The sequence below is a fragment of the Brevundimonas sp. 374 genome (assembly GCF_900102995.1).
Classification (GTDB): domain Bacteria; phylum Pseudomonadota; class Alphaproteobacteria; order Caulobacterales; family Caulobacteraceae; genus Brevundimonas; species Brevundimonas vesicularis_C.
The window spans coordinates 30,875-51,946 of sequence record NZ_FNKT01000005.1; the positions used below are offsets into that span (position 1 = coordinate 30,875).

The following is a 21,072-nucleotide window of genomic DNA, read 5'->3' on the forward strand; positions in this document are numbered from 1 at the left end:
GCGCCGAAACGGGAGGCCTCAAATCGTTCGATCCTTCGCCAGGATCAGGCCGCGACGACCTCGGTGGCCTGTTCGGCCAGGATGGTCAGGCCTTCGCCGTTCACGTCGGCGAAGCCGCCGTGGACGTCGTACTGGGTCTTTGAGCCGTTGTTATAGACGGTCACCAGACCCTCACGCAGGGCGGTCATGAAGGGCGCGTGGTCCGGCAAAACGCCGAAGTCGCCCTCGACGCCCGGTGCATCGACCTGGTCCACGAGGCCCGAAAAGACCTCGCGTTCCGGCGAGACGAGGGAGAAGTTCAGCTTGCCGGCCATGATCAGGCTTCCGACGCCATCTTCTCGGCCTTGGCGACGGCCTCTTCGATGGAGCCGACCATGTAGAAGGCGGCTTCCGGCAGGTGGTCGTATTCACCGGCGACGATGCCCTTGAAGGAGCGGATTGTGTCGGCCAGCTCGACGAACTTGCCGGGCGAGTTGGTGAACTGTTCGGCCACGAAGAAGGGCTGCGACAGGAAGCGCTGGATCTTGCGGGCGCGCGAGACGACCAGCTTGTCCTCTTCCGACAGCTCGTCCATGCCCAGGATGGCGATGATGTCCTTCAGGCCCTTGTACTGCTGCAGCACTTCCTGAACCGAACGGGCGACGTTGTAGTGTTCGTCGCCGATGACCAGCGGGTCCATGATCCGCGAGGTCGAGTCCAGCGGGTCGACGGCCGGGAAGATGGCCTGGGCGGCGATGTCGCGGCTCAGAACCGTCGTCGCGTCCAAGTGGGCGAACGAGGCGGCGGGCGCCGGGTCGGTCAGGTCGTCGGCGGGCACGTAGATGGCCTGGACCGAGGTGATCGAACCCTTCTTGGTCGAGGTGATGCGCTCCTGCAGGTTGCCCATCTCGGTGGCCAGCGTTGGCTGATAGCCCACGGCCGAGGGGATCCGGCCCAAGAGAGCCGACACTTCAGAACCGGCTTGGGTGAAGCGGAAGATGTTGTCGACGAACAGCAGCACGTCCTTGCCTTCTTCGTCACGGAAGTATTCCGCGATCGACAGGCCGGTCAGGGCGACGCGAGCGCGGGCGCCGGGGGGCTCGTTCATCTGGCCGTACACCAGGGCGCACTTGGAGCCCTCGGTCGAGCCGCCGTTCTTGGACGGGTCCACGTTCACGTTGGACTCGATCATCTCGTGATACAGGTCGTTGCCTTCGCGGGTGCGCTCGCCCACGCCGGCCAGAACCGAATAACCGCCGTACGCCTTGGCGATGTTGTTGATCAGTTCCTGCATGGTCACGGTCTTGCCCACGCCGGCGCCGCCGAACAGGCCGATCTTGCCGCCCTTGGTGTAGGGGCACATCAGGTCGATGACCTTGATGCCCGTGACCAGGATTTCCGATGAGGTCGACTGCTCTTCGAAGCTGGGCGCTTCCTTGTGGATCGGGCGGTATTCGGTGGTGGCGATCGGGCCGGCTTCGTCGATCGGCTGGCCGACGACGTTCATGATGCGGCCCAGGGTGCCGGGGCCGACCGGCGCCTGGATCGACGAGCCGGTGTCTGTCACGGGCTGGCCGCGCGTCAGACCTTCGGTCGTGTCCATCGAGATGGCGCGGACCATGTTCTCACCCAGGTGCTGGGCGACTTCCAGAACCAGGGTGAAAGGCTCGCCCGTCTTCTGGTCGATGTTCTGGGTGTGCAGGGCGTTCAGGATCGCCGGCAGGTGGCCGTCGAACTCGACGTCGACGACGGCGCCGATGACCTGGGCGATCTTGCCAGTGGCGACGGCCGCGCCGGGCGCGGCCGCGGCGACAGGCGCCTTCTTGACGGCGGGCTTCTTGGCGGCGGGTTTCTTGGGGGCGACGGTGTCGGTCATGGTCAGGGTCCGTATCGGAATGTCTGTTCGGTCGGGATCAGAGGGCTTCGGCGCCGGCGATGATCTCGATCAGCTCGGTGGTGATCTGGGCTTGGCGCTTGCGATTGTATTGCAGCGTCAGGGCGTTGATGAGGTCGCCCGCATTGCGCGTGGCGTTGTCCATCGCCGCCATCTGCGAGCCGAAGAAGCCGGCCTGGTTCTCATACAGCGCGGCCAGGATCTGGGTCGTCAGCGCGCGCGGCAGCAGGGTTTCCAAGATTTCCTCTTCCGAGGGCTCGTACTCATAGACCGCGCCGTTCAGGTCGATCGGCTGGGCGTCGCCCTCGACCACGGCCGGGATCAGCTGCTTGGCCGTCGGGACCTGTTGGATCACCGACTTGAACTGGCTGTAGAACAGGGTGACCACATCGGCCTGACCCTCTTCGAACGCCGTGGCGATCATCTCGGCGACCGGCTGGGCCGACGGCAGGCCAATCGTCTTGTGGTCCGACAGTTCGAAGGTGTGGACCACCTTGTCGCCGTACAGACGCGCCAGCTGATCGCGCGACTTCTTGCCGACGGCGATGATCTTCACGTCCTTGCCGGCATTGATCAGGCTGTTGATCCGCTCGCGCGCGGCGCGGATGACATTGGTCGAGAAACCGCCCGCCAGACCCTTGTCCGCTGTTGCCACGACGATCAGGTGACGCTGGTCCTGACCGGTGCCCGACAGCATCTTGGGCGCGTCGGCGCCCGAGACGCCAGCAGCCAGGTTGGCGATGACCGAGGCCATCTTCTGGGCATAGGGCCGGGCGCTTTCGGCCTGGTCCTGGGCGCGCTTCAGCTTGGCCGCGGCGACCATCTGCATGGCTTTCGTGATCTTCTGCGTGGCTTTCACGCTTCCGATCCGATTGCGCATTTCCTTGAGGCTGGCCATCCGGCGCTTACTCTCTCAGCTTACCAGACGGGTTCAGGCGAAGGTCTTGACGAAGGCGGCCAGGATGTCCTTCAACTCGGCTTCGAGGTCCGAGGTCAGGTCCTTCTTGGTGCGGATGCCTTCAAGCAAGGAGGCGTGGTTCGCATGGATGCGCGCCAGCAGTTCCTTCTCGAAGCGGCCCACGTCGCCGACGGCGATGCCGTCGATGTAACCGCGCGTGCCGGCGTAGACCGAGACGACCTGCTCTTCCATCGCCAGCGGCGAATACTGCGGCTGCTTCAGCAGTTCGGTCAGACGGGCTCCGCGCGCCAGCAGCTTCTGGGTCGAGGCGTCCAGGTCCGAGCCGAACTTGGCGAAGGCGGCCATCTCGCGATACTGGGCCAGCTCGCCCTTGATCGAACCGGCGACCTTCTTCATCGCCTTGGTCTGGGCCGACGAGCCGACGCGCGACACCGAGATGCCGACGTTCACGGCCGGACGGATGCCCTGATAGAACAGGTCCGATTCCAGGAAGATCTGACCGTCGGTGATCGAGATCACGTTGGTCGGGATGTAGGCCGAGACGTCGTTGGCCTGGGTTTCGATGATCGGCAGGGCGGTCATCGAGCCCGAACCGTAATCCTCGTTCAGCTTGGCCGAACGCTCCAGCAGGCGGCTGTGCAGGTAGAAGACGTCGCCCGGATAGGCTTCACGGCCGGGCGGACGGCGCAGCAGCAGCGACATCTGGCGATAGGCGACAGCCTGTTTCGACAGATCGTCATAGACGATCAGGGCGTGCATGCCGTTGTCGCGGAAGAACTCGCCCATGGCGGTGCCGGCGAACGGGGCCAGGAATTGCAGCGGGGCCGGTTCCGACGCCGTGGCGGCGACGACGATCGTGTATTCCAGCGCGCCCGACTCTTCGAGGGTCTTGACGATCTGGGCGACGGTCGAACGCTTCTGACCGATGGCGACGTAGATGCAGTAGAGCTTGGCGCTCTCGTCATCGGTCTTGTTGACGTTCTTCTGGTTCAGGATGGTGTCGACGGCGACGGCGGTCTTGCCGACCTGACGGTCGCCGATGATCAGCTCGCGCTGGCCGCGGCCGACGGGGATCAGGGTGTCGATGGCCTTCAGGCCGGTTTGCATCGGCTCGTGAACCGACTTGCGCGGGATGATGCCGGGCGCCTTGACATCCACGCGGCGGCGTTCGGTGAACTGGATCGGGCCCTTGCCGTCGATCGGCTCGCCCAGCGGGTTGACGACGCGGCCCAGCAGACCCTTGCCGACCGGAACGTCCACGATCTCGCCCAGGCGGCGCACGTCGTCGCCCTCGGCGATGGCGGCGTCGGCGCCGAAGATCACGGCGCCCACGTTGTCGCGCTCGAGGTTCAGGGCCATGCCCTTCACGCCGGCCTTGGTGAACTCGACCATTTCACCGGCTTGGACATTGTCCAGGCCGTGGATGCGGGCGATGCCGTCGCCGACCGACAGCACGCTGCCGACGTCGGAGACATCGGCTTCGACGCCGAAGTTGGCGATCTGGGACTTGAGGATGGCCGAGATTTCAGCGGCGCGGATGTCCATGACGGGCTCTCTGTTCTTCAGTCTTCTGCGGGTGCGCCGTTCAGGCGCGCATTCGTTGTGGCGGGAGCGCGTTTAGGCGCGCTTGAGGGCGAACTTCATCTGGTCGAGCTTGGTCTTCAGCGAGGCGTCGAACAGTTTCGAGCCGACCTTGACCTTCAGGCCGCCCAGGATCGACGGATCGACGCGCGCGGTCAGTTCCGGCGCCTTGCCCAGGCTCTTGGACAGAGCGGCGGTGATGGCGGCGACCTGTTTGGCGTCCAGCGGCTGGGCCGAGACGACCTCGGCGGCGACCACGCCGGCGTGTTTTGCGTAGCGCGCCTCGAACCCGGCGATCACGGCAGGCAGATCCTTGGCGCGATGGTTCTGACCTAGCAGACCCAGGAAGTTGGTCGTGGTCTGCTCGAACTTGGCCTTGGCGGCGATAGCCACCAGACCTTTGGCCTGGTCCGGCGCGGCGATGACGGGCGAGGTGGCCAGGCGACGCAGGTCGGCGCTTTCGGTCCAGGCCGCCTTCAGCGACTTCAGGTCGGCGCGGACGGCGTCCAGGCGGCCGGTTTCCAGCGCCAGGTCGAACAGCGCCTGTGCGTAGCGATCGCCGACTTCCGTCGTTCTGAAATCATCAGCCACTGATTAGGGTCCGAGGTCGTTGTGTCAGGGTCGCAACCGACTGCGAGGCTCGCAACGGTCAAAAGCTTGAAATGCTTACGGAAAGCACGACGGAGGCCGTATCCGCAAATACGCCCCCTTCAAGCCGGGCGCCTGATAGCACGGGGTTTCGCCGCTCGCAACATTGCGTGAAGGCGCACCGATGCCGCAGGGCGAGAGCGCGCCCCCGTTTCCTTCCGCACAGCGTAGGAAGGGCGACCGCGCCCAGGGGGGTGCGACCATGACGCCGCACCCCATCGCTTGATCGGAACCTGCGTCGGCCCTAGCGCTTTCCGCTCAAGCTTTATCCTCCACCAGGAAACCCCATGCTCGACAGCATAACCCCCTTGCTCTCCGATCCGGCCGCCTGGGCCGCATTGGTGACCCTCATCGTGATGGAGGTCGTGCTCGGCATCGACAACCTGATCTTCATCTCAATTCTGTCGAACAAACTGCCCGAGCATCAGCGGCAGAAGGTGCGGCGCATCGGTATCGGCCTGGCGCTGATCATGCGTCTGGCCCTGCTGTCGATCATCGCCTGGCTGGTCGGTCTGGTGCAGCCGGTCTTCACCGTCATGGGCAATGAATTCTCGTGGAAGGACCTGATCCTGATTGCAGGCGGTCTGTTCCTGGTCTGGAAGGCGACCAAGGAAATCCACCACACGGTCGATCCCACCCCCAGCCACGATGTCATGGACAAGAAGGACGTGGTCATCGCCAACGCCGGCGCGGCCATCTTCCAGATCATCCTGTTGGACATCGTCTTCTCGATCGACTCGATCCTGACGGCCGTCGGCATGACCGAGCACCTGCCGATCATGGTCGTCGCCGTTCTGGTCGCCGTGACCGTCATGCTGCTGGCCGCCGACCCCCTGGCCAACTTCATCAACAAGAATCCCAGCGTCGTCATGCTGGCGCTCGGCTTCCTGCTGATGATCGGCATGGTGTTGATCGCCGACGGCTTCGGCTATCATGTGCCCAAGGGCTACATCTATGCGGCAATGGCCTTCTCGGCCGGTGTTGAGGCGTTGAACATGCTGGGTCGCAAATCCGCATCCAAGAAGGAAAAGGCCGAACTGGCCCGCAGCGAGGCGAACGCCGCCGAGGCCCGCGCGCAAAAGGCCGAGGCCGAAGCCGCCGCCGAGCGGGGCTGAGGCTCATGATGCGCCTGTCGTCCCGGCTCGCCGGCCTTGTCGCCGGTCTGCTGCTGACGACAGGCGTCGCCCTGCCGGTCGGGGCCGAAGTGCCGGTCCAGTCCTTCGAGGTCGTCCGGGCCTATCCCCACGACACGGGGGCCTTCACCGAGGGCCTCTTCTTCCACGACGGTGACCTTTACGAGAGCACGGGCCTGTATCCGTCCTTCATCCGCAAGGTCGATCTGGAGACCGGCCGCGTGGAGCGTCAGCGCGACCTGCCGACCATCTACTTCGGCGAGGGCATGACCACGCTGAACGGCAAACTCTACAGCCTGACCTGGCGCAACTACATCGGCTTCATCTGGAAGCTGGACGATTTCTCGCCTCTAGGCGGCTTCTCCTATCCGGGCGAGGGCTGGGCCCTGACCACCGACGGCCGCCGCCTGATCATGAGCGACGGCACCGATCAGCTGCGCTTTCTGGACCCTGAAACCCTGGCCGAGACCGGCCGCGTCTCCGTCACCGCCGACGGCCGGCCGCTGGATCAGATCAACGAGCTGGAATGGATCGACGGCGACGTCTTCGCCAATATCTGGCAGGACAACCGCATCGCCCGCATCGATCCCGAGACCGGCGTGGTGAAGGCCTTCATCGACCTCAGCGCCCTAGTCCCCAAGGACATTGGTCTGGACCCGAACGACGACGTCCTGAACGGCATCGCCTGGGACGCGGCGGGCAAGCGGCTGTTCGTGACCGGCAAACGCTGGCCCCAACTGTTCGAGATCAAGCTGCGCTAGATAGCGAAAGGGCCGGACGCCACGACGGCGTCCGGCCCTTTGCTTTCAGTTCTGGCTCAGGCTCAGCCGTGCAGGTCGAACCGGTCCAGCTCCATCACCTTGGTCCAGGCCGCCACGAAGTCAGAGACGAACTTTCCTTCGGCATCAGCCCCGGCATAGACCTCGGCCAGGGCGCGCAGCACGGCGTTGGAGCCGAACACCAGATCGACACGCGTGCCGGTCCACTTGGCTTCGCCCGTCTTGCGGTCGCGGCCTTCGAAGACGTCCTTGGCGTCCGAGGTCGCCGCCCACTTCACGTCCATGTCCAGCAGGTTGACGAAGACATCGTTGGACAGCACGCCCGGCCGTTCGGTCAGCACGCCGTGCGTCGCGCCGCCCGTATTGATGTTGATCGCCCGCAGGCCGCCGATCAGCACCGTCATCTCCGGCGCCGTCAGCGTCAGCCGCTGCGCCTGATCGATCAGCAGCGACTCGGCTGGCACCGCATAGCGGGCCTTCTGGAAGTTGCGGAAGCCGTCAGCGACCGGCTCCAGATAGCCGAAGGATTCGACATCCGTGTCCGCCTGGCTGGCGTCGGTCCGGCCGGGCGTGAACGGCACGCTGGCGTCGTGGCCCGCCGCCTTGGCCGCCTGTTCGACGCCGGCATTGCCGGCCAGCACGATCAGGTCGGCCAAAGAGACCTTCTTGCCGCCCGTCTGCGCCTGATTGAACTCGGTCTGGATGCGCTCCAGCGTCTTCAGCACCCGGTCCAGCTGTTCGGGCTGATTGACGGCCCAATCCTTCTGCGGCGCCAGGCGGATGCGGGCGCCGTTCGCCCCGCCCCGCTTGTCCCCGCCCCGGAAGGTCGAGGCCGAGGCCCAGGCCGTGCCCACCAGTTCGGCGGCGCTCAGGCCCGATTCCAGCACCTTGGCCTTCAGAGCCGCCGCGTCCGTCGCGTCGATCAGCGGATGATCCACCTCCGGCACCGGATCCTGCCACAGCAGGACTTCGCTCGGGACTTCAGGCCCGATGTAGCGCGAACGCGGCCCCAGATCGCGGTGGGTCAGCTTGAACCAGGCCCGCGCAAAGGCGTCCGCAAAGGCCTGCGGATCGTTCAGGAACCGGCGCGAGATCTTCTCGTATTCCGGGTCGAACCGCATCGACAGGTCGGTCGTCAGCATGGTCGGCCGCTTCTTCTTGGCCGGATCGTGGGCGTCGGGGATGATCTCGCCCGCGTCCTTGGCCACCCACTGATGCGCCCCCGCCGGAGACTTCTCCAGCTCCCATTCGAAGCCGAACAGGTTTTCGAAATAAAAGTTGCTCCACTGGGCCGGCGTCTGGGTCCAGGTGACTTCCAGGCCGCTGGTGATGGCGTCGGCGCCGTGCCCCGTGCCGAAGCTGGAGGTCCAGCCCAGGCCTTGCGCCTCCAAGCCGTCGCCTTCAGGCTCTGCGCCGACGTGGTCGGCAGGGCCCGCGCCGTGCGTCTTGCCGAAGGTGTGGCCGCCCGCGATCAGGGCGACCGTCTCCTCATCGTTCATCGCCATCCGGGCGAAGGTGTCGCGGATGTCGCGCGCCGCCGCGATCGGATCGGGATTGCCGTCCGGCCCCTCCGGGTTGACGTAGATCAGGCCCATCTGCACGGCGGCCAGCGGGTTCTCCAGATCGCGCGAATGCTTGTCGCCGTCCGCATTGTCATCGCTGACCAGCACGGCCTCGTCGCCCGGCTTCACCACCCCGTCCGAGCCGTGGGCATAGCGTTCGTCGCCGCCCAGCCAGGTCGTTTCGCGACCCCAATAGACGTCCTGATCCGGCTCCCAGGTATCGGCGCGGCCGCCCGAGAAGCCGAAGGTGCGGAAACCCATCGTCTCCAGCGCGACGTTTCCGGTCAGGATCATCAGGTCGGCCCAGGAGATGGCCTGGCCGTACTTCTGCTTGATCGGCCACAGCAGGCGACGCGACTTGTCGATATTGACATTGTCGGGCCAGGAGTTCAGCGGCGCGAACCGCTGCTGGCCCCGCCCGCCGCCGCCCCGACCATCGCCGACGCGATAGGTGCCGGCGCTGTGCCAGGCCATGCGGATGAACTGCGGGCCATAATGGCCGAAGTCGGCCGGCCACCAATCCTTGGAGTCCGTCATCAGGGCGCGCAAATCCGCCTTCAGCGCCTCATAGTCCAGCTTGGAAAAGGCCTCGCGGTAGTCGAACGACTCGCCCAGCGGGTCGGACTTGGTCGAGTGCTGGTTCAGCAGATCGACACGCAGCTGGTTGGGCCACCAATCGCGGTTCTGAACGCCGCCGCCTGCGACCGATCGGGGCGTCCGGCCGGAATAGGGGCATTTGGCTTCGTCGGTCATGGTGTTTTCTCCCTGCTGCACTGGCGCACGACGGCGAGCGATTTTTGCATCGCCCTGTAGATGATGCGGTCATACGACACGGGTCAAACGGATAAAGCCAATCGATTATCCTTGGCGTCAGCATAGGACAGGCCTATTTCCCTTGCATGCTCCCCACGTTGCGTCAGCTCCAGTATCTCAAGCTCCTGGCCGAACACGGCAGCTTCTCGCGCGCCGCCGAGGCCGCCCACGTCAGCCAACCCGCCCTCAGCGCCGGTGTGCAGGAGCTTGAGCGCATCCTGGGCGCGCCGGTGGTCGAACGCGCGCGAGGCGCCGTGATCATGACCGCCGTTGGAGGCGAGGCCGTTCGCCGCGCCGAGGACGTCCTGGCCCGCACCGAGGATCTGGTCGAGGCGGCCAAAAACGCCGGGCGGCTGCTGTCCGGCCGTTTCCGCCTGGGCGTCATCCCCACCGTGGCCCCCTTCCTGCTGCCCGCCAAACTCCCGTCGGTGAAGGCCGCCTATCCCAGCCTGAAGCTGTTTATCCGCGAGGATCTGACGCCCCGGCTGATCGCGGCACTGAAGGCAGGTCAGATCGACGCGGCGGTCATCGCCCTGCCCTATGATGCGCCGGGCATCGCCCACGCTCGCATCGGCGATGACGAGATCATGGCCGCCGCCCCCGCCGACCATGCCTTGGCCGCGCCCGGCCCCATCCGTCCCGGCTCGCTGCGGGCCGAGGATCTGATCCTGCTGGAGGACGGCCATTGCCTGCGCGACCACGCTCTGGCGGCGCTGGATATCGAGGCCCCGCGCGGCGACGACGTCTTTGCGGCCACCAGCCTGCACACCCTGGTTCAGATGGTCGGCTCGGGCCTCGGCGTCTCCTTTCTGCCTAAGATGGCGGTGCAGGCCGGTCTGGCCGACAATCCCTCCGTCGCCATTCGCGCCTTTGAGAACCAGGCCGACGGCGCCCCGCCCCACCGCGAGATCGTCGTCGCCTGGCGCGCCGGCTCCAGCCGCGCCGCCGAGGCCCGGTTGCTGGCCGAGGCCCTGAAGCTGGATTGAAGCTAGAGTGAAGCTTGAATGAAACTGGGCTGACATTCGATCGATCGATTGACCTGAACGACGAACAGGTCGCTTGGAAGCGGATGGCAACCGAAACCGTCTATATCGTCCAGGCCTATGTCCAGAGCCGGGGCAAGGCCCTGAGCGCCGAACCCCAGGTCGGCTGCAAGGATGCCGAAGAGGCGCGTCGCAAGGCGGAACGGCTGGCGCCGTTGCGTCTGGGCGTCGTCGCCTTCGCCGTCTCGGCCGACACCGAAATGGGCGACTACGACGAAGAGCCCACCATCCTCTTCAAGTCCGGCCAACTCCCGCCGCCGTTCAGCGATCCGGACTGACCGCCAGGCAACCCGCCCCGACAGGTCGCGTTTGCCTTCCTGACAACGGATCGGCGCCGCCCCGGGCGTCCGACCGAAGCTTCAGGACGCCCCATGGCCTATCGCACCCTCAATCCCTTCACCGAACAACTGGTCGAGGACTATCCGGAACACACCGACGACGCCGTCGAGGCCGCCCTGGCCAAGGCCGACGGCCTGTTCCATTCGGATTGGTCCAAGGGCGACATCCAGCCGCGTGTCGCCGTGCTGAAATCCCTGTCGGGCCTTCTGACCGAAAACCGCGACGACCTGGCCCGCACCATGGCCGAGGAGATGGGCAAGCCGCTGGCTCAGGGGCAGGGCGAGATCGATCTGTGCGCCGGCATCGCCGCCTACTACGCCGAGAAGGCCGCCGATTTCCTCAAGCCCGACAAGATTGACAGCGAACTGGGCGAGGCCTGGGTCGAGTTTCACCCGATCGGCGTGCTGCTGGCGGTCGAGCCGTGGAACTTCCCGATCTATCAGCTGATCCGCGTGGTGGCTCCCGCCATCGCGGTCGGCAATCCCGTGCTCTACAAGCACGCGGGCATCGTGCCGCGCTGCGCCGCCCGGTTCGCAGAACTGGTGCGCGAGGCCGGCGCGCCCGAGGGCTTCGTCGCCAACCTCTACATCTCATCCGAAAAGGTCGCCGAACTGATTGGCGACGACCGCATCCAGGGCGTCGCCCTGACGGGTTCGGAGGGCGCCGGCGCCAAGGTCTCGGCCCGCGCCTCGGAAATGCTGAAGAAGTCCACGCTGGAACTCGGCGGCAGCGATGTCTTCGTGGTGCTGGACGACGCCGACATCGAAAAGGCGGTCGCGGCGGGCGTCGAAGGTCGCCTGGCCAACGCCGGACAGGTCTGCACCGGCTCCAAACGTTTCATCGTCCAGAAGTCGGTCTCCGACGCTTTCATCACCGGCTTCGTCGAGGGCATGAAGTCCGCCGTCATGGGCGACCCGCTGGACGAGGCCACCGACTTGGGCCCGCTGTCGTCCGAGGACGCGCTGAAGACCCTGACCAAACAGGTGGAAGAGGCGCTCCAGCACGGCGCCAAGGCGTTGACCGGCGGCAAGCCCGCCGACCGCACCGGCTTCTTCTATGAACCGACCGTCCTGACTGACGTCGCGCGCGACAACCCGGCCTTCTATCAGGAGTTCTTCGGCCCGGTGGCCCAGGTCTTCGTGGTCGAGGACGACGATGCGGTCGTGGCCCTGGCCAACGATTCCCACTTCGGCCTGGGCGGCTCGATCTTCTCGGGCGACACCGACCGCGCCCGCAAACTGGCCTCGCGCATCGAGACCGGCATGGTCTTCATCAACACCACCACGACCTCCATGCCCGAACTGCCGTTCGGCGGCGTCAAACGCTCGGGCTTCGGCCGCGAGTTGGGCGATGTGGGCATCAAGGAGTTTGTGAACCGCAAGCTGGTGGTCGTCAGCGCCGACTGACCACCGCCTTTCGGCAAACGGAAAAGGGCCGGCGGATCGCTCCGCCGGCCCTCTTTCTTGTCTGGACGAACCGCGACCTATTCGGCGGCGATCGGCGCTTCGGTTTCCGGGCCGCGCGCCAGGTTGCGCAGCACATAGGGCATGACGCCGCCGGCCAGCAGATAGTCCAGCTCGGTCTGGTTATCGATGCGGCAGCGGACCGGGAAGCGGGCCATCTTGCCGTCCGACGGGCGGAACAGCTCGACCCACAGGTCCTGACGCGGCTTCAGCTTGCCGATGTTGGCGTCCGACAGGCCGCGGATCGTGACGATCTCTTCGCCCGTCAGGCCCAGCTTCAGCCAGCCGTCCTGCTTGAACTGCAGCGGCACGACGCCCATCCCGACCAGGTTCGAACGGTGGATGCGCTCGAAGCTTTCGGCGATGACGGCGCGAACGCCCAGCAGGCGCGTGCCTTTCGCCGCCCAGTCGCGCGACGAGCCGGTGCCGTATTCCTTGCCGGCGAAGACGACCAGCGGGCGGCCTTCCGACTGATACCGCATGGCCGCGTCATAGATCGACATGGTGTCGCCCGACGGGAAGTGCTTGGTCACGCCGCCTTCGATCTCGGGCGTGATGCGGTTCTTGATGCGGATGTTGGCGAAGGTGCCGCGCATCATGACTTCGTGGTTGCCGCGACGGGCGCCGTAGCTGTTGAACTCGGCCGCCTCGACGCCGTGGTTGGTCAGATAGACGCCGGCGGGCGAGGTCTTCTTGATCGAACCGGCTGGGCTGATGTGGTCGGTGGTGATCGAGTCGCCGAAGATGGCCAGAACGCGGGCCTCGACCACGTCCTGAACCGGGGTCAGGTCCATCGACAGGCCGTCGAAGTAGGGCGGGTTGGCGACGTAGGTCGAGCTGTCGTCCCACTCATAGGTCTGCCCGCCGGTGACCTTGATGGCCTGCCAGTGCTTGTCGCCCTTGAACACGTCCTTGTAGCGTTTGGCGAACATGGCCGGGGTGACGGACTTGCGCTGGATGTCGGCGATTTCCTGCGTGGTCGGCCAGACGTCCTTCAGGAAGACGTCGTTGCCCTTCTTGTCCTGACCGATCGGATCCTTGGTGATGTCGATCCGCATCGAGCCGGCGATGGCGTAGGCCACGACCAGCGGCGGCGAGGCCAGATAGTTGGCCTGGACGTCGGGGTTCACGCGACCTTCGAAGTTGCGGTTGCCCGACAGGACCGAGGTCGCGACCAAGGCGTTGTCGTTGATCGCCTTGGAGATGGCCGGATCCAGCGGACCCGAGTTGCCGATGCAGGTGGTGCAGCCATAGCCGACCAAGTTGAAGCCCAGGGCGTCCAGGTCCTTTTGCAGGCCGGCGTCGGTCAGATAGTCGGTCACGACCTGCGATCCGGGGGCCAGCGAGGTCTTGACCCAGGGCTTGGCCTTCAGACCCAGCGCATTGGCCTTGCGCGCCACCAGGCCGGCGGCGATCAGCACCGACGGGTTGGAGGTGTTGGTGCAGGAGGTGATGGCCGCGATGACCACGTCGCCGTCGCCGACGGTGAACTTCTCACCCTCGACCTCGGCGCGCGGGGCGTCGGCCGGGCGCGCGAAGACGTCGGTCAGGGCGGTTTCAAAGGCCGGGGCGGCGGTGGTCAGTTCGACGCGGTCCTGCGGACGCTTCGGACCCGCCAGCGACGGCACGACGGTCGAGATGTCCAGTTCCAGCACGTCGGTGAAGACCGGGTCTTCCGAATTCTCGTCGATCCACAGGCCTTGCGCCTTGGCGTAGGCTTCGACCAGGGCGACGCGCGCCTTGTCGCGGCCCGTGGCGGTCAGATAGCCGATGGTGGCGGCCGAGACGGGGAAGAAGCCGCAGGTCGCGCCGTATTCCGGCGCCATGTTGGCGATAGTCGCCTGGTCCTCGATGGTCATGTTCGGCAGGGCGTCGCCGAAGAATTCGACGAACTTGCCGACCACGCCCTTCTTGCGCAGCATCTGGGTGACGGTCAGCACCAGGTCGGTGGCCGTCGTGCCTTCGGGCATCGTGCCCGTCAGCTTGAAGCCGATGACCTCGGGGATCAGCATCGGGATCGGCTGGCCCAGCATGGCCGCCTCGGCCTCGATGCCGCCGACGCCCCAGCCCAAGACGGCCAGGCCGTTGATCATGGTGGTGTGGCTGTCGGTGCCGACGACGGTGTCGGGATAGGCGACCGTCTTCTTGCCTTCGTCCAGGGTCCAGACGGTCTGGGCCAGGTTCTCCAGGTTCACCTGGTGGCAGATGCCGGTGCCGGGCGGCACGACGCGGAAGTTGTTGAAGGCCGACGAACCCCAGCGCAGGAAGTTGTAGCGTTCGATGTTGCGCTCGTATTCACGCTCGACGTTCTGGCCGAAGGCTTTCGATGTGCCGAAGTTGTCGACCATCACCGAGTGGTCGATGACCAGATCGACCGGCACCAGCGGGTTGATCTTGGCGGCGTCGGCGCCCAGGGCGCTCATGGCGTCGCGCATGGCGGCCAGATCGACCACGGCGGGAACGCCGGTGAAGTCCTGCATCAGCACGCGGGCCGGACGGAAGGCGATCTCGTGCTCGACCGAGCCCTTGTTCTCGACCCAGGCGGCGACGGCCTTCAGGTCGTCTTCGGTGACGGAAACGCCGTCCTCGTTACGCAGCAGGTTCTCCAGCAGCACCTTCATCGAGCGCGGCAGGCGGGAAATCCCCGTCAGACCGGCTTCCTCGGCGGCGGGAAGGCTGTAATAGGCGTATTTCTTACGCCCGACGGAAAGGTCCTGGCGGGTCTTGAAGCTGTCGATCGACGGCATGGAGAGTTCCTCTGGTCAGCGCCGCCCGACAATCCGGTTGCGCCTTCGCGCGGCAGACGCAGCGGCTCACAGGGCCCCTGCGCGCGCGGCGAAAGCCTGCTGCGGCGACCGTGCCTATAGCCCCGCCACGCCGCACCGTCCATGTGTCCACACCCCTGACGTGGACATTGAGAAGGGTTCGCAGATTTGGCGCGGCGGGTGAAACGCGATGATCCACACCCTCATCCTCGCCGGCCTGACCGTCTCACGCGGCGAGCGGCGACTGTTCGACGGTCTCGACCTGACTTTGCGCGCCGGCGAGGTGCTGGCCCTGACGGGTGCAAACGGGGCGGGCAAGACCAGCCTGCTGCGCGCGATCGCCGGCCTGCTGCGGCCCGACGCCGGCACGGTCGCCTTCCAGGACGGCGACGGCAATCGGCTGGACGAACGACAGGCGCGTGGACGCGAAACCCATTTCCTCGGCCATCTGGACGGGCTTAAGGGCGGCCGCACCGCGCGCGAAGAGCTGGGGTTTCAGTGCGACTGGCTGGGCCACACCCAGTACGGCGTCGATCACGCGGTCGAGGCCTTCGGCCTGAAGCCCTTGCTGGACCTGGAGGTCCGTCGTCTTTCGGCCGGTCAGCGCCGTCGCCTGGCCATGGGCCGGCTGGTCGGTTCGCCGCGCGCCCTGTGGCTGCTGGACGAGCCGATGGCGCCGCTGGACGCGCGTTGGCGCGAAGCCTTCGCCGAGCAGATGCAGCGTCATCTGGACGCCGACGGCCTGATCGTCGCCGCCGTCCACGACCCCCTGCCGCTGCCGACCCGCGCTCTCGATCTGGGCGCGCTGAAGTGAGCCGCCGCGATGTCGATCAGGAACCCCGTCCGCCTGGCCTGCGCGGCGCGACGCGCGTGCTGCTGGAGCGCGAACTGGATCTGGCCTGGGGCGGGGGCGGCGGCCCCTTGCTGGCCTGCGGCTTCTTCGCCTGTCTGACCGCCATTCTGCCGCTGGCGGCCGGCGGCGATCCGCGCACGCTCGGCCCTGTCGCCGGCGGCGTCGCGTGGTTGGCGCTCGCCCTGGCGTCCCTGCTGTCGCTGGAGCGGCTGTTCGAGCGCGACATGGAGGACGGGGCGCTGGATCTGCTCGCCCTCGGTCATCTGGCGCTGGAGCAGGTCGTCCTGATCAAGGCCCTGGCCCAGTGGATCGCCGTCGGTCTGCCGCTCGCCCTGACGGCCCCCGTCGCCGCCCTGGCGCTGGGCTTGCCCGTTTCGCTGACGCCGCTGGTCGCCTTGACCGCCCTGATCGGCGGCGCCGGCTTCGCCTTCACCGGGGCGCTGGGCGCCGCCCTTGCGCTGGGCGCTAGGCGTGGCGGGCTGCTGATCGCCGTCGTCGTCCTGCCGCTGTTCATCCCGCCCGTGGTCTTCGGCGCCGGGGCATTGGAGCGCGCCGGATCGGGCCAGCCGGTCGGCCCGGCGCTGGCCTTGCTCTGCGCCTACGTGCTGTTCGCCGCCGTCGTCGCGCCCTTCGCCGGGGCCGCCGCCGTTCGCAACGCGCAAGGGTGAGCTTGCCCGCCGCCCCTTCGCCGCGTAAGCGCTGAACCGATGTTCGGCCTGTCCAATCCGCAGCGCTTCATGGCCTTCACCGGCCCGGTGACGCCCGTTCTGTGGGGGCTCGCCGCCGTGCTGCTGGGCGTCGGCGCCTGGCTCAGCTTCACCGTTCCGGCCGATTATCAGCAGGGCGACACGGTGCGGATCATGTTCGTCCACGTGCCTGCCGCCACCCTGGGCCTGAGCGCCTATGCGGCGCTGGGCGTATCCAGCTTTTTTGCGCTGGTCTTCCGTCACGCCCTGGCCGACGCCGCCGCCCGCGCCGCCGCCCTGCCGGGCGCCGCCTTCACGGCCCTGGCCCTGTTCACCGGCTCGCTGTGGGGCCAGCCGATGTGGGGGACCTGGTGGGTGTGGGACGCGCGCCTGACCAGCGTGCTGGTGCTGTTTCTCTTCTACCTCGGCTATATGGCGCTGAGAGCCTCGATCGACGACGAGCAGAAGGCTGGGCGCGCCGCCGCCGTCCTGGGTCTGGTCGGCCTGATCAATCTGCCGATCGTGAAATTCTCGGTCGATTGGTGGAACACCCTGCACCAGCCCGCCAGCTTCCTGACCCCCGGATCGTCGGGCTTGGACCCCGTCTATCTGCCGCCCTTTCTGACCATGCTGGCGGCCTATGGCGTGCTGTTCGCGGCTCTGTGGCTGACCGCCATCCGCACCGAGATCCGCCGCCGCCGCGTCATGACCCTGCGCGCCCGTCTGGCTCAAGAGGCCTGACGCCATGCTCGACCTCGACATGACGCCTTACGCCGCCTTCGTCTGGCCCGCCTGGGGCGTCAGCGCCCTGGTGCTGATCGTCCTGACCATCCGCGCCGTCGTCGCCTCCCGCAAATGGAAGCGCGAACTGGCCCGGCTTGAGGCAGACCAAGGCACACATCCAGAAGCAGCGGACACCAACCGCCCTCAAGCAGCGCGAAGCGCGTTAGGACAAGAGAAATGAACCGCTGGCTGGCCCTGATCCCGCTGGCGGTCCTCGCGGCGCTGGCGGCCTTGTTCGTCGGCTGGTCGCTGAAGCGCGATCCGGCGTTCAAGCCCGACGCCCTGGTCGGCCAGACCATCCCCGAGACGGTCCTGCCCCTGCTGTCGGGCGACCAAGCGGGACCGGGCAATCTGGACCTGAAGACCGCCGGCGTCGGCCGGCCCATGCTGGTCAATGTGTTCGCCTCCTGGTGCGCGCCGTGCCGGATCGAACACCCCAAGCTGCTGGCGCTGAAGGCGCGCGGCGTCGCCGTGGTCGGCATCGCCTACAAGGACGAGCCGGTCGCCACCCGCGCCTTCCTCGACGAACTGGGCGACCCCTATTCCATGGTGCTGGTGGACCGCGAAGGTCGCGCGGGCCTCGACCTCGGCATCTCCGGCGTGCCCGAGACCTTCGCCGTCGACGCCATGGGGCGCATCACCGCCAAACAGTCCGGCCCCCTGCTAGACGACGCCGACATCGACCGACTGGTCTCCTCCATGCAGGCCCCGCCTCGTCCCGCGCCGACCAAGCGGTGAGGCCGCGTTAACCCTTTTTCGAGGGTTTCCGTTAACCATGTCGGCATGAGCGCGATTCGTCCCGGCCTGCCGCTGAACACGCCCGCCCAGGGCCTTGATCTGCCGAGCGCCCGCAGCGCTCAGGCCGCCTTCTTCCGCGCTGCCCTGAACCAGAACGCGGTGGAGCAGACTGCGGTGCCCAAGCCGCCGGTCCCAGCCGCCGCCGTCATGTCCACGATCCGAACCGCCAACCCGGCCCGGCCGGTGGAGGCGCCCCCCGCCCCGGCCCAACGCGAGGAGCCGCGGATCATGCGCCCTGGCTCCTATCTCGACATCCGGGTCTGATCAGTTCCAGCCGCGGCTGGCGACATATTGCTGCAACGCCTCGATCCGGGTCGCATCCGACGGGTGGGTCGAAGCGAACTGCGGCGTCTGGGTCTGACGCTGCGCCGCCATCAGTCGCCATAGCGCCACCGCCTGCGACGGCTTGAACCCGGCTCCGGCCATATAGTCCACGCCCAGACGGTCGGCCTCCAGCTCGTCGCGCCGTGAATAGGGCAGCAGCAGCCCGTACTGGGCGGCCAGACCGCCATAGGCGTTGACCGCATCTCCGTATCGACCGGCCGCCCCGCCGACAGCCGCCAGACCGACGCTGGTCACCGTCTGGTTCGAGGCGCGCTCGGCCGCATGGTTGGCGACGACGTGCCCGATTTCGTGACCGATCACGCTGGCCAGCTGGTCGTCATTCTGTACCAGGGCCAACAGGCTGGTCGTCACGCCGATCTGGCCGGACGGCAGGACGAAGGCGTTGGGGCTGGCCTCCGTGAACACCGCATAGTCCCATGTCCGATTGCCCAGACCCGCCGCCTGGACGAGACGGTCGCCGACGCGCCGGATCCGATCGACCTGAGCGCCGGTCGTCATCACGCCTGGCTTGGCGATAGCCTCGCGCCAGGCCGCGGTCGATTGCTGCGACAGGGCGGCGTTGTCCACCAGAAGCAGCTGATTGCGGCCCAAGGCCTCGTTGTAGGCGCAGGCGGACAGGGCCGAGGCCGCGACGGCGGCGGCCAGGACAATGGCGGAACGGCGGAGCAGGATCACGGGGGCGGCCTCTTCGAGCAGAACGAAACAGCAAGGCAAATGGTCGCGCTGCGCCTGGGGTTCCACGGTCAATCGATCGGCGTCGCGCCCAGCAGCGTCCGGCACGCCTCCGCCTCGGCCGCCAAGGCCTTGCGCTTGGCCTCTCCGAACTTCTCCAGCGTGCGATAGGGCATGGCCAGCCGAACATTGTCCCGCAGCCGGCCGCGATTGCGCTCCAGAAAGCCCCAGTACAGCCGATTGAACGGACAGGCCGCATCGCCGCTCTTGCTCTTCACATCATAGCGACACGCCCCGCAATAGTCGCTCATCCGGTCGATATAAGCCCCCGAGGCCGCATAGGGCTTGGACCCCACGATGCCGCCGTCGGCGAACAGGGCCATGCCGCGCGTATTGGGCATCTCGACCCATTCATAGGCGTCGGCATAGACGCACATGTACCAGTCATCGACCTGATCGGGATGCACGCCCAGCAGCAAGGCCAGATTGCCCGTCACCATCAGCCGCTGGATATGGTGGGCATAGGCGTTGTCGCGCGTGGTCTTCACCACATCGGCGACACAGGCCATGTCGGTCTCACCGGACCAGTAGGACCAGGGCAGCTTGCGGTCCGCATCCAGGAAGTTGCGCGCCCGATACTCCGGCGCCTTCAGCCAGTAGATGCCGCGCACGAACTCGCGCCATCCCAGGATTTGCCGGATGAAGCCTTCGACCGCGTTCAGGGGCGCCTTGCCCGCCCGATAGACCGCCTCGGCGCGCTTACAGACGTCCAGCGGGTCCAGCAGGCCCAGGTTTATCGAGGTCGAGATCAGCCCATGCCACATCCACGGCTGACCCTCCGCCATCGCGTCCTGCCAGTCCCCGAACGACGGCAGGACGTCCTTCAGGAAGTGCTTCAGCGAGGCTTCCGCCTCCTGCGCCGTCGTGGCCCAGCCGAACCCGTCCAGCGATCCGAAATGGTCGCCGAACAGCCGCTCGACATCCGCCATCGCCTCGCGCGCCACGGCGTTGGGCGGGATGCGCAGGCGATCGGGCGGCGTCACGCCCTTGGCCAGCTTCTTGCGGTTCTCGGCGTCATAGTTCCAGCGCCCGCCCTCCGGCTGATCGCCGTCCATCAGTATACCCGTCGCGCGGCGCATCTCGCGATAGAAGAACTCCATGCGCAGCTGCGACTTGCCCGAGGCCCAGCGACGAAAACGGTCGTGGCTGCTGATGAAGCGGCGATCCTCGCGAATCTCGACCGGCAGCTCCGCCCCTTCCGCAAAGGCGGCCAGATGCTCGGCCAGCCGCCACTCGCCGCATTCGGTCATCACCACCGTTTCATAAGCGCCCTCCTCAAGCGCCCGGGCCAGTTCGCCGGTGATGGAGCCGCTGTTGTCCGCATCGTCTATGCGCACATAGCGCACGTTGACGCCCCGCCCCTTCAGCCGCTCGGCGTGATTGCGCATGGCTGCAAAGACCAGGGCCAGCTTCTGCTTGTGATGCCGGACATAGGTCGCCTCGTCGCGAACCTCGGCCATCAGAATCGTATCGACGTCCGGGTTCAGATCCTTCAGCGCCGGCAGGTCGTCCGACAGCTGATCGCCCAGCACCAGCCTAAGCACGGACATGCGTTATTTCCATCACCGGGCCCATTTGCGAGCGAGAGACTGAAGTCGAGGACGCAGGCGCAGAAATACCCGGTACGCCCTCTCCAACGCCGCAAGGACCCAGGGGATGCGTGCGGCCAGACCCAGCGGGCGCAACAGCGGTATGGCCCGCCACATCGCCGCAAAGGCCGCCGCGCCCGACAGCAGCCTTCCGTTTTCCGTCGCGTGGAATCGCGCCAGCAGCGCCTCGCGATTCAGCGGGCAGCTCGTCTGACCGTCCGACACATCGACAAATCGGATCGCGCCGCGTCGATCCAGCCGCCGCATCAGGGCGATCTCGCGTCGGCACAGGGGACAGCCGCCATCATACCAGACAAGCAAGGGGGTCATGACGATCGAAGGCTCTCGGCGACGGCGAACGGGCTCGC

General features: G+C 66.7%; 21 protein-coding genes. 11 read left to right on the plus strand and 10 right to left on the minus strand.

Features of this window, described 5'->3' with window-relative positions:
• Window positions 1-44 precede the first annotated feature (44 nt).
• The 5 genes from BLR19_RS12295 to BLR19_RS12315 form a co-directional block, all read right to left on the minus strand.
• On the minus strand, window positions 45-314 hold the full coding sequence (locus BLR19_RS12295) for an ATP synthase F1 subunit epsilon (protein WP_039243854.1): 270 nt from the start codon (window positions 312-314) through the stop codon (window positions 45-47).
• Between the two features lie 2 nt (window positions 315-316).
• Window positions 317-1,855: a F0F1 ATP synthase subunit beta gene (gene atpD / locus BLR19_RS12300; protein WP_091751456.1), complete on the minus strand. Its 1,539-nt coding sequence runs from the start codon at window positions 1,853-1,855 to the stop codon at window positions 317-319.
• A 37-nt stretch (window positions 1,856-1,892) separates the two neighbouring features.
• Entirely contained in the window at window positions 1,893-2,771 is an 879-nt protein-coding gene (locus BLR19_RS12305; protein ID WP_066628192.1) for a F0F1 ATP synthase subunit gamma, read from the minus strand.
• Between the two features lie 33 nt (window positions 2,772-2,804).
• Window positions 2,805-4,337 carry a F0F1 ATP synthase subunit alpha gene (gene atpA, locus BLR19_RS12310; protein ID WP_055754289.1) on the minus strand — a complete coding sequence of 511 codons (1,533 nt, stop codon included), beginning with the start codon at window positions 4,335-4,337 and terminating at the stop codon, window positions 2,805-2,807.
• A 72-nt stretch (window positions 4,338-4,409) separates the two neighbouring features.
• A complete protein-coding gene (locus BLR19_RS12315; protein ID WP_091751459.1) occupies window positions 4,410-4,964 on the minus strand; it encodes a F0F1 ATP synthase subunit delta in 555 nt (184 codons plus the stop codon).
• A gap of 344 nt (window positions 4,965-5,308) precedes the next feature.
• On the opposite strand from BLR19_RS12315, the gene BLR19_RS12320 reads away from it, so the two are divergent.
• A complete protein-coding gene (locus BLR19_RS12320) occupies window positions 5,309-6,136 on the plus strand; it encodes a TerC family protein (RefSeq protein ID WP_055807309.1) in 828 nt (275 codons plus the stop codon).
• A 5-nt stretch (window positions 6,137-6,141) separates the two neighbouring features.
• Window positions 6,142-6,915, plus strand: a complete 774-nt coding sequence (locus BLR19_RS12325) for a glutaminyl-peptide cyclotransferase (RefSeq protein WP_091751462.1) — start codon at window positions 6,142-6,144, stop codon at window positions 6,913-6,915.
• 62 nt (window positions 6,916-6,977) lie between these two features.
• Here BLR19_RS12325 and katG read toward each other — a convergent pair whose 3' ends face one another.
• Window positions 6,978-9,248, minus strand: a complete 2,271-nt coding sequence (gene katG / locus BLR19_RS12330) for a catalase/peroxidase HPI (RefSeq protein WP_091751465.1) — start codon at window positions 9,246-9,248, stop codon at window positions 6,978-6,980.
• Window positions 9,249-9,394: 146 nt separating this feature from the next.
• Between katG and BLR19_RS12335 the strand changes: the two genes are divergently transcribed.
• The 3 genes from BLR19_RS12335 to BLR19_RS12345 all read left to right on the plus strand — a co-directional run bounded on the left by BLR19_RS12335 (window position 9,395) and on the right by BLR19_RS12345 (window position 12,096).
• Window positions 9,395-10,294: a hydrogen peroxide-inducible genes activator gene (locus BLR19_RS12335; RefSeq protein ID WP_091751468.1), complete on the plus strand. Its 900-nt coding sequence runs from the start codon at window positions 9,395-9,397 to the stop codon at window positions 10,292-10,294.
• 83 nt (window positions 10,295-10,377) lie between these two features.
• On the plus strand, window positions 10,378-10,629 hold the full coding sequence (locus tag BLR19_RS12340) for a hypothetical protein (RefSeq protein WP_091751731.1): 252 nt from the start codon (window positions 10,378-10,380) through the stop codon (window positions 10,627-10,629).
• 93 nt (window positions 10,630-10,722) lie between these two features.
• Window positions 10,723-12,096, plus strand: coding sequence for an NAD-dependent succinate-semialdehyde dehydrogenase (locus tag BLR19_RS12345; protein ID WP_091751471.1), 1,374 nt, complete (start codon window positions 10,723-10,725; stop codon window positions 12,094-12,096).
• Window positions 12,097-12,173: 77 nt separating this feature from the next.
• Here the strand turns inward: BLR19_RS12345 and acnA are convergent, their stop codons facing one another.
• Window positions 12,174-14,900, minus strand: coding sequence for an aconitate hydratase AcnA (gene acnA / locus BLR19_RS12350; protein ID WP_091751475.1), 2,727 nt, complete (start codon window positions 14,898-14,900; stop codon window positions 12,174-12,176).
• 208 nt (window positions 14,901-15,108) lie between these two features.
• Here acnA and ccmA point away from each other — a divergent pair, with 208 nt between their 5' ends.
• Genes ccmA through BLR19_RS12380 form a run of 6 tightly spaced genes read left to right on the plus strand, consistent with a single transcriptional unit; the run spans window position 15,109 to window position 18,302 of the window.
• Window positions 15,109-15,732: a heme ABC exporter ATP-binding protein CcmA gene (ccmA, locus tag BLR19_RS12355; protein WP_091751479.1), complete on the plus strand. Its 624-nt coding sequence runs from the start codon at window positions 15,109-15,111 to the stop codon at window positions 15,730-15,732.
• Window positions 15,729-16,439 (plus strand): heme exporter protein CcmB, encoded by a 711-nt coding sequence (gene ccmB / locus BLR19_RS12360; RefSeq protein WP_091751482.1) that lies wholly within the window; start codon window positions 15,729-15,731, stop codon window positions 16,437-16,439. The genes ccmA and ccmB overlap by 4 nt, the downstream gene beginning before the upstream one ends.
• A 39-nt stretch (window positions 16,440-16,478) precedes the next feature.
• A complete protein-coding gene (locus BLR19_RS12365; RefSeq protein ID WP_091751484.1) occupies window positions 16,479-17,198 on the plus strand; it encodes a heme ABC transporter permease in 720 nt (239 codons plus the stop codon).
• 4 nt (window positions 17,199-17,202) lie between these two features.
• The gene (gene ccmD / locus BLR19_RS12370) at window positions 17,203-17,421 is read left to right on the plus strand and encodes a heme exporter protein CcmD (RefSeq protein ID WP_091751486.1); all 219 of its coding nucleotides are present in this window, start codon (window positions 17,203-17,205) and stop codon (window positions 17,419-17,421) included.
• Entirely contained in the window at window positions 17,418-17,978 is a 561-nt protein-coding gene (locus BLR19_RS12375) for a DsbE family thiol:disulfide interchange protein (protein WP_091751490.1), read from the plus strand. Before ccmD ends, BLR19_RS12375 begins: the two co-directional genes overlap by 4 nt.
• A gap of 45 nt (window positions 17,979-18,023) precedes the next feature.
• Window positions 18,024-18,302: a hypothetical protein gene (locus BLR19_RS12380; protein ID WP_091751493.1), complete on the plus strand. Its 279-nt coding sequence runs from the start codon at window positions 18,024-18,026 to the stop codon at window positions 18,300-18,302.
• Here the strand turns inward: BLR19_RS12380 and BLR19_RS12385 are convergent, their stop codons facing one another.
• The 3 genes from BLR19_RS12385 to BLR19_RS12395 form a co-directional block, all read right to left on the minus strand.
• Window positions 18,303-19,058: a M48 family metallopeptidase gene (locus BLR19_RS12385; protein WP_091751733.1), complete on the minus strand. Its 756-nt coding sequence runs from the start codon at window positions 19,056-19,058 to the stop codon at window positions 18,303-18,305.
• A 68-nt stretch (window positions 19,059-19,126) separates the two neighbouring features.
• Complete coding sequence (locus BLR19_RS12390) at window positions 19,127-20,665, minus strand: cryptochrome/photolyase family protein (RefSeq protein ID WP_091751496.1); 1,539 nt, start codon at window positions 20,663-20,665, stop codon at window positions 19,127-19,129.
• A 12-nt stretch (window positions 20,666-20,677) separates the two neighbouring features.
• Complete coding sequence (locus BLR19_RS12395; RefSeq protein ID WP_091751499.1) at window positions 20,678-21,034, minus strand: thiol-disulfide oxidoreductase DCC family protein; 357 nt, start codon at window positions 21,032-21,034, stop codon at window positions 20,678-20,680.
• Between the last annotated feature and the right edge of the window lie 38 nt (window positions 21,035-21,072).

Bases quoted from the DNA above. Each gene is read 5' to 3' on its own strand.
- BLR19_RS12295 (WP_039243854.1), bottom strand. From the start codon at position 314: ATGGCCGGCAAGCTGAACTTCTCCCTCGTCTCGCCGGAACGCGAGGTC.
- atpD (WP_091751456.1), bottom strand. From the start codon at position 1,855: ATGACCGACACCGTCGCCCCCAAGAAACCCGCCGCCAAGAAGCCCGCC.
- BLR19_RS12305 (WP_066628192.1), bottom strand. From the start codon at position 2,771: ATGGCCAGCCTCAAGGAAATGCGCAATCGGATCGGAAGCGTGAAAGCC.
- atpA (WP_055754289.1), bottom strand. From the start codon at position 4,337: ATGGACATCCGCGCCGCTGAAATCTCGGCCATCCTCAAGTCCCAGATC.
- BLR19_RS12320 (WP_055807309.1), top strand. From the start codon at position 5,309: ATGCTCGACAGCATAACCCCCTTGCTCTCCGATCCGGCCGCCTGGGCC.
- BLR19_RS12325 (WP_091751462.1), top strand. From the start codon at position 6,142: ATGATGCGCCTGTCGTCCCGGCTCGCCGGCCTTGTCGCCGGTCTGCTG.
- katG (WP_091751465.1), bottom strand. From the start codon at position 9,248: ATGACCGACGAAGCCAAATGCCCCTATTCCGGCCGGACGCCCCGATCG.
- BLR19_RS12335 (WP_091751468.1), top strand. From the start codon at position 9,395: ATGCTCCCCACGTTGCGTCAGCTCCAGTATCTCAAGCTCCTGGCCGAA.
- BLR19_RS12340 (WP_091751731.1), top strand. From the start codon at position 10,378: ATGGCAACCGAAACCGTCTATATCGTCCAGGCCTATGTCCAGAGCCGG.
- BLR19_RS12345 (WP_091751471.1), top strand. From the start codon at position 10,723: ATGGCCTATCGCACCCTCAATCCCTTCACCGAACAACTGGTCGAGGAC.
- acnA (WP_091751475.1), bottom strand. From the start codon at position 14,900: ATGCCGTCGATCGACAGCTTCAAGACCCGCCAGGACCTTTCCGTCGGG.
- ccmA (WP_091751479.1), top strand. From the start codon at position 15,109: ATGATCCACACCCTCATCCTCGCCGGCCTGACCGTCTCACGCGGCGAG.
- BLR19_RS12365 (WP_091751484.1), top strand. From the start codon at position 16,479: ATGTTCGGCCTGTCCAATCCGCAGCGCTTCATGGCCTTCACCGGCCCG.
- ccmD (WP_091751486.1), top strand. From the start codon at position 17,203: ATGCTCGACCTCGACATGACGCCTTACGCCGCCTTCGTCTGGCCCGCC.
- BLR19_RS12375 (WP_091751490.1), top strand. From the start codon at position 17,418: ATGAACCGCTGGCTGGCCCTGATCCCGCTGGCGGTCCTCGCGGCGCTG.
- BLR19_RS12380 (WP_091751493.1), top strand. From the start codon at position 18,024: ATGAGCGCGATTCGTCCCGGCCTGCCGCTGAACACGCCCGCCCAGGGC.
- BLR19_RS12390 (WP_091751496.1), bottom strand. From the start codon at position 20,665: ATGTCCGTGCTTAGGCTGGTGCTGGGCGATCAGCTGTCGGACGACCTG.
- BLR19_RS12395 (WP_091751499.1), bottom strand. From the start codon at position 21,034: ATGACCCCCTTGCTTGTCTGGTATGATGGCGGCTGTCCCCTGTGCCGA.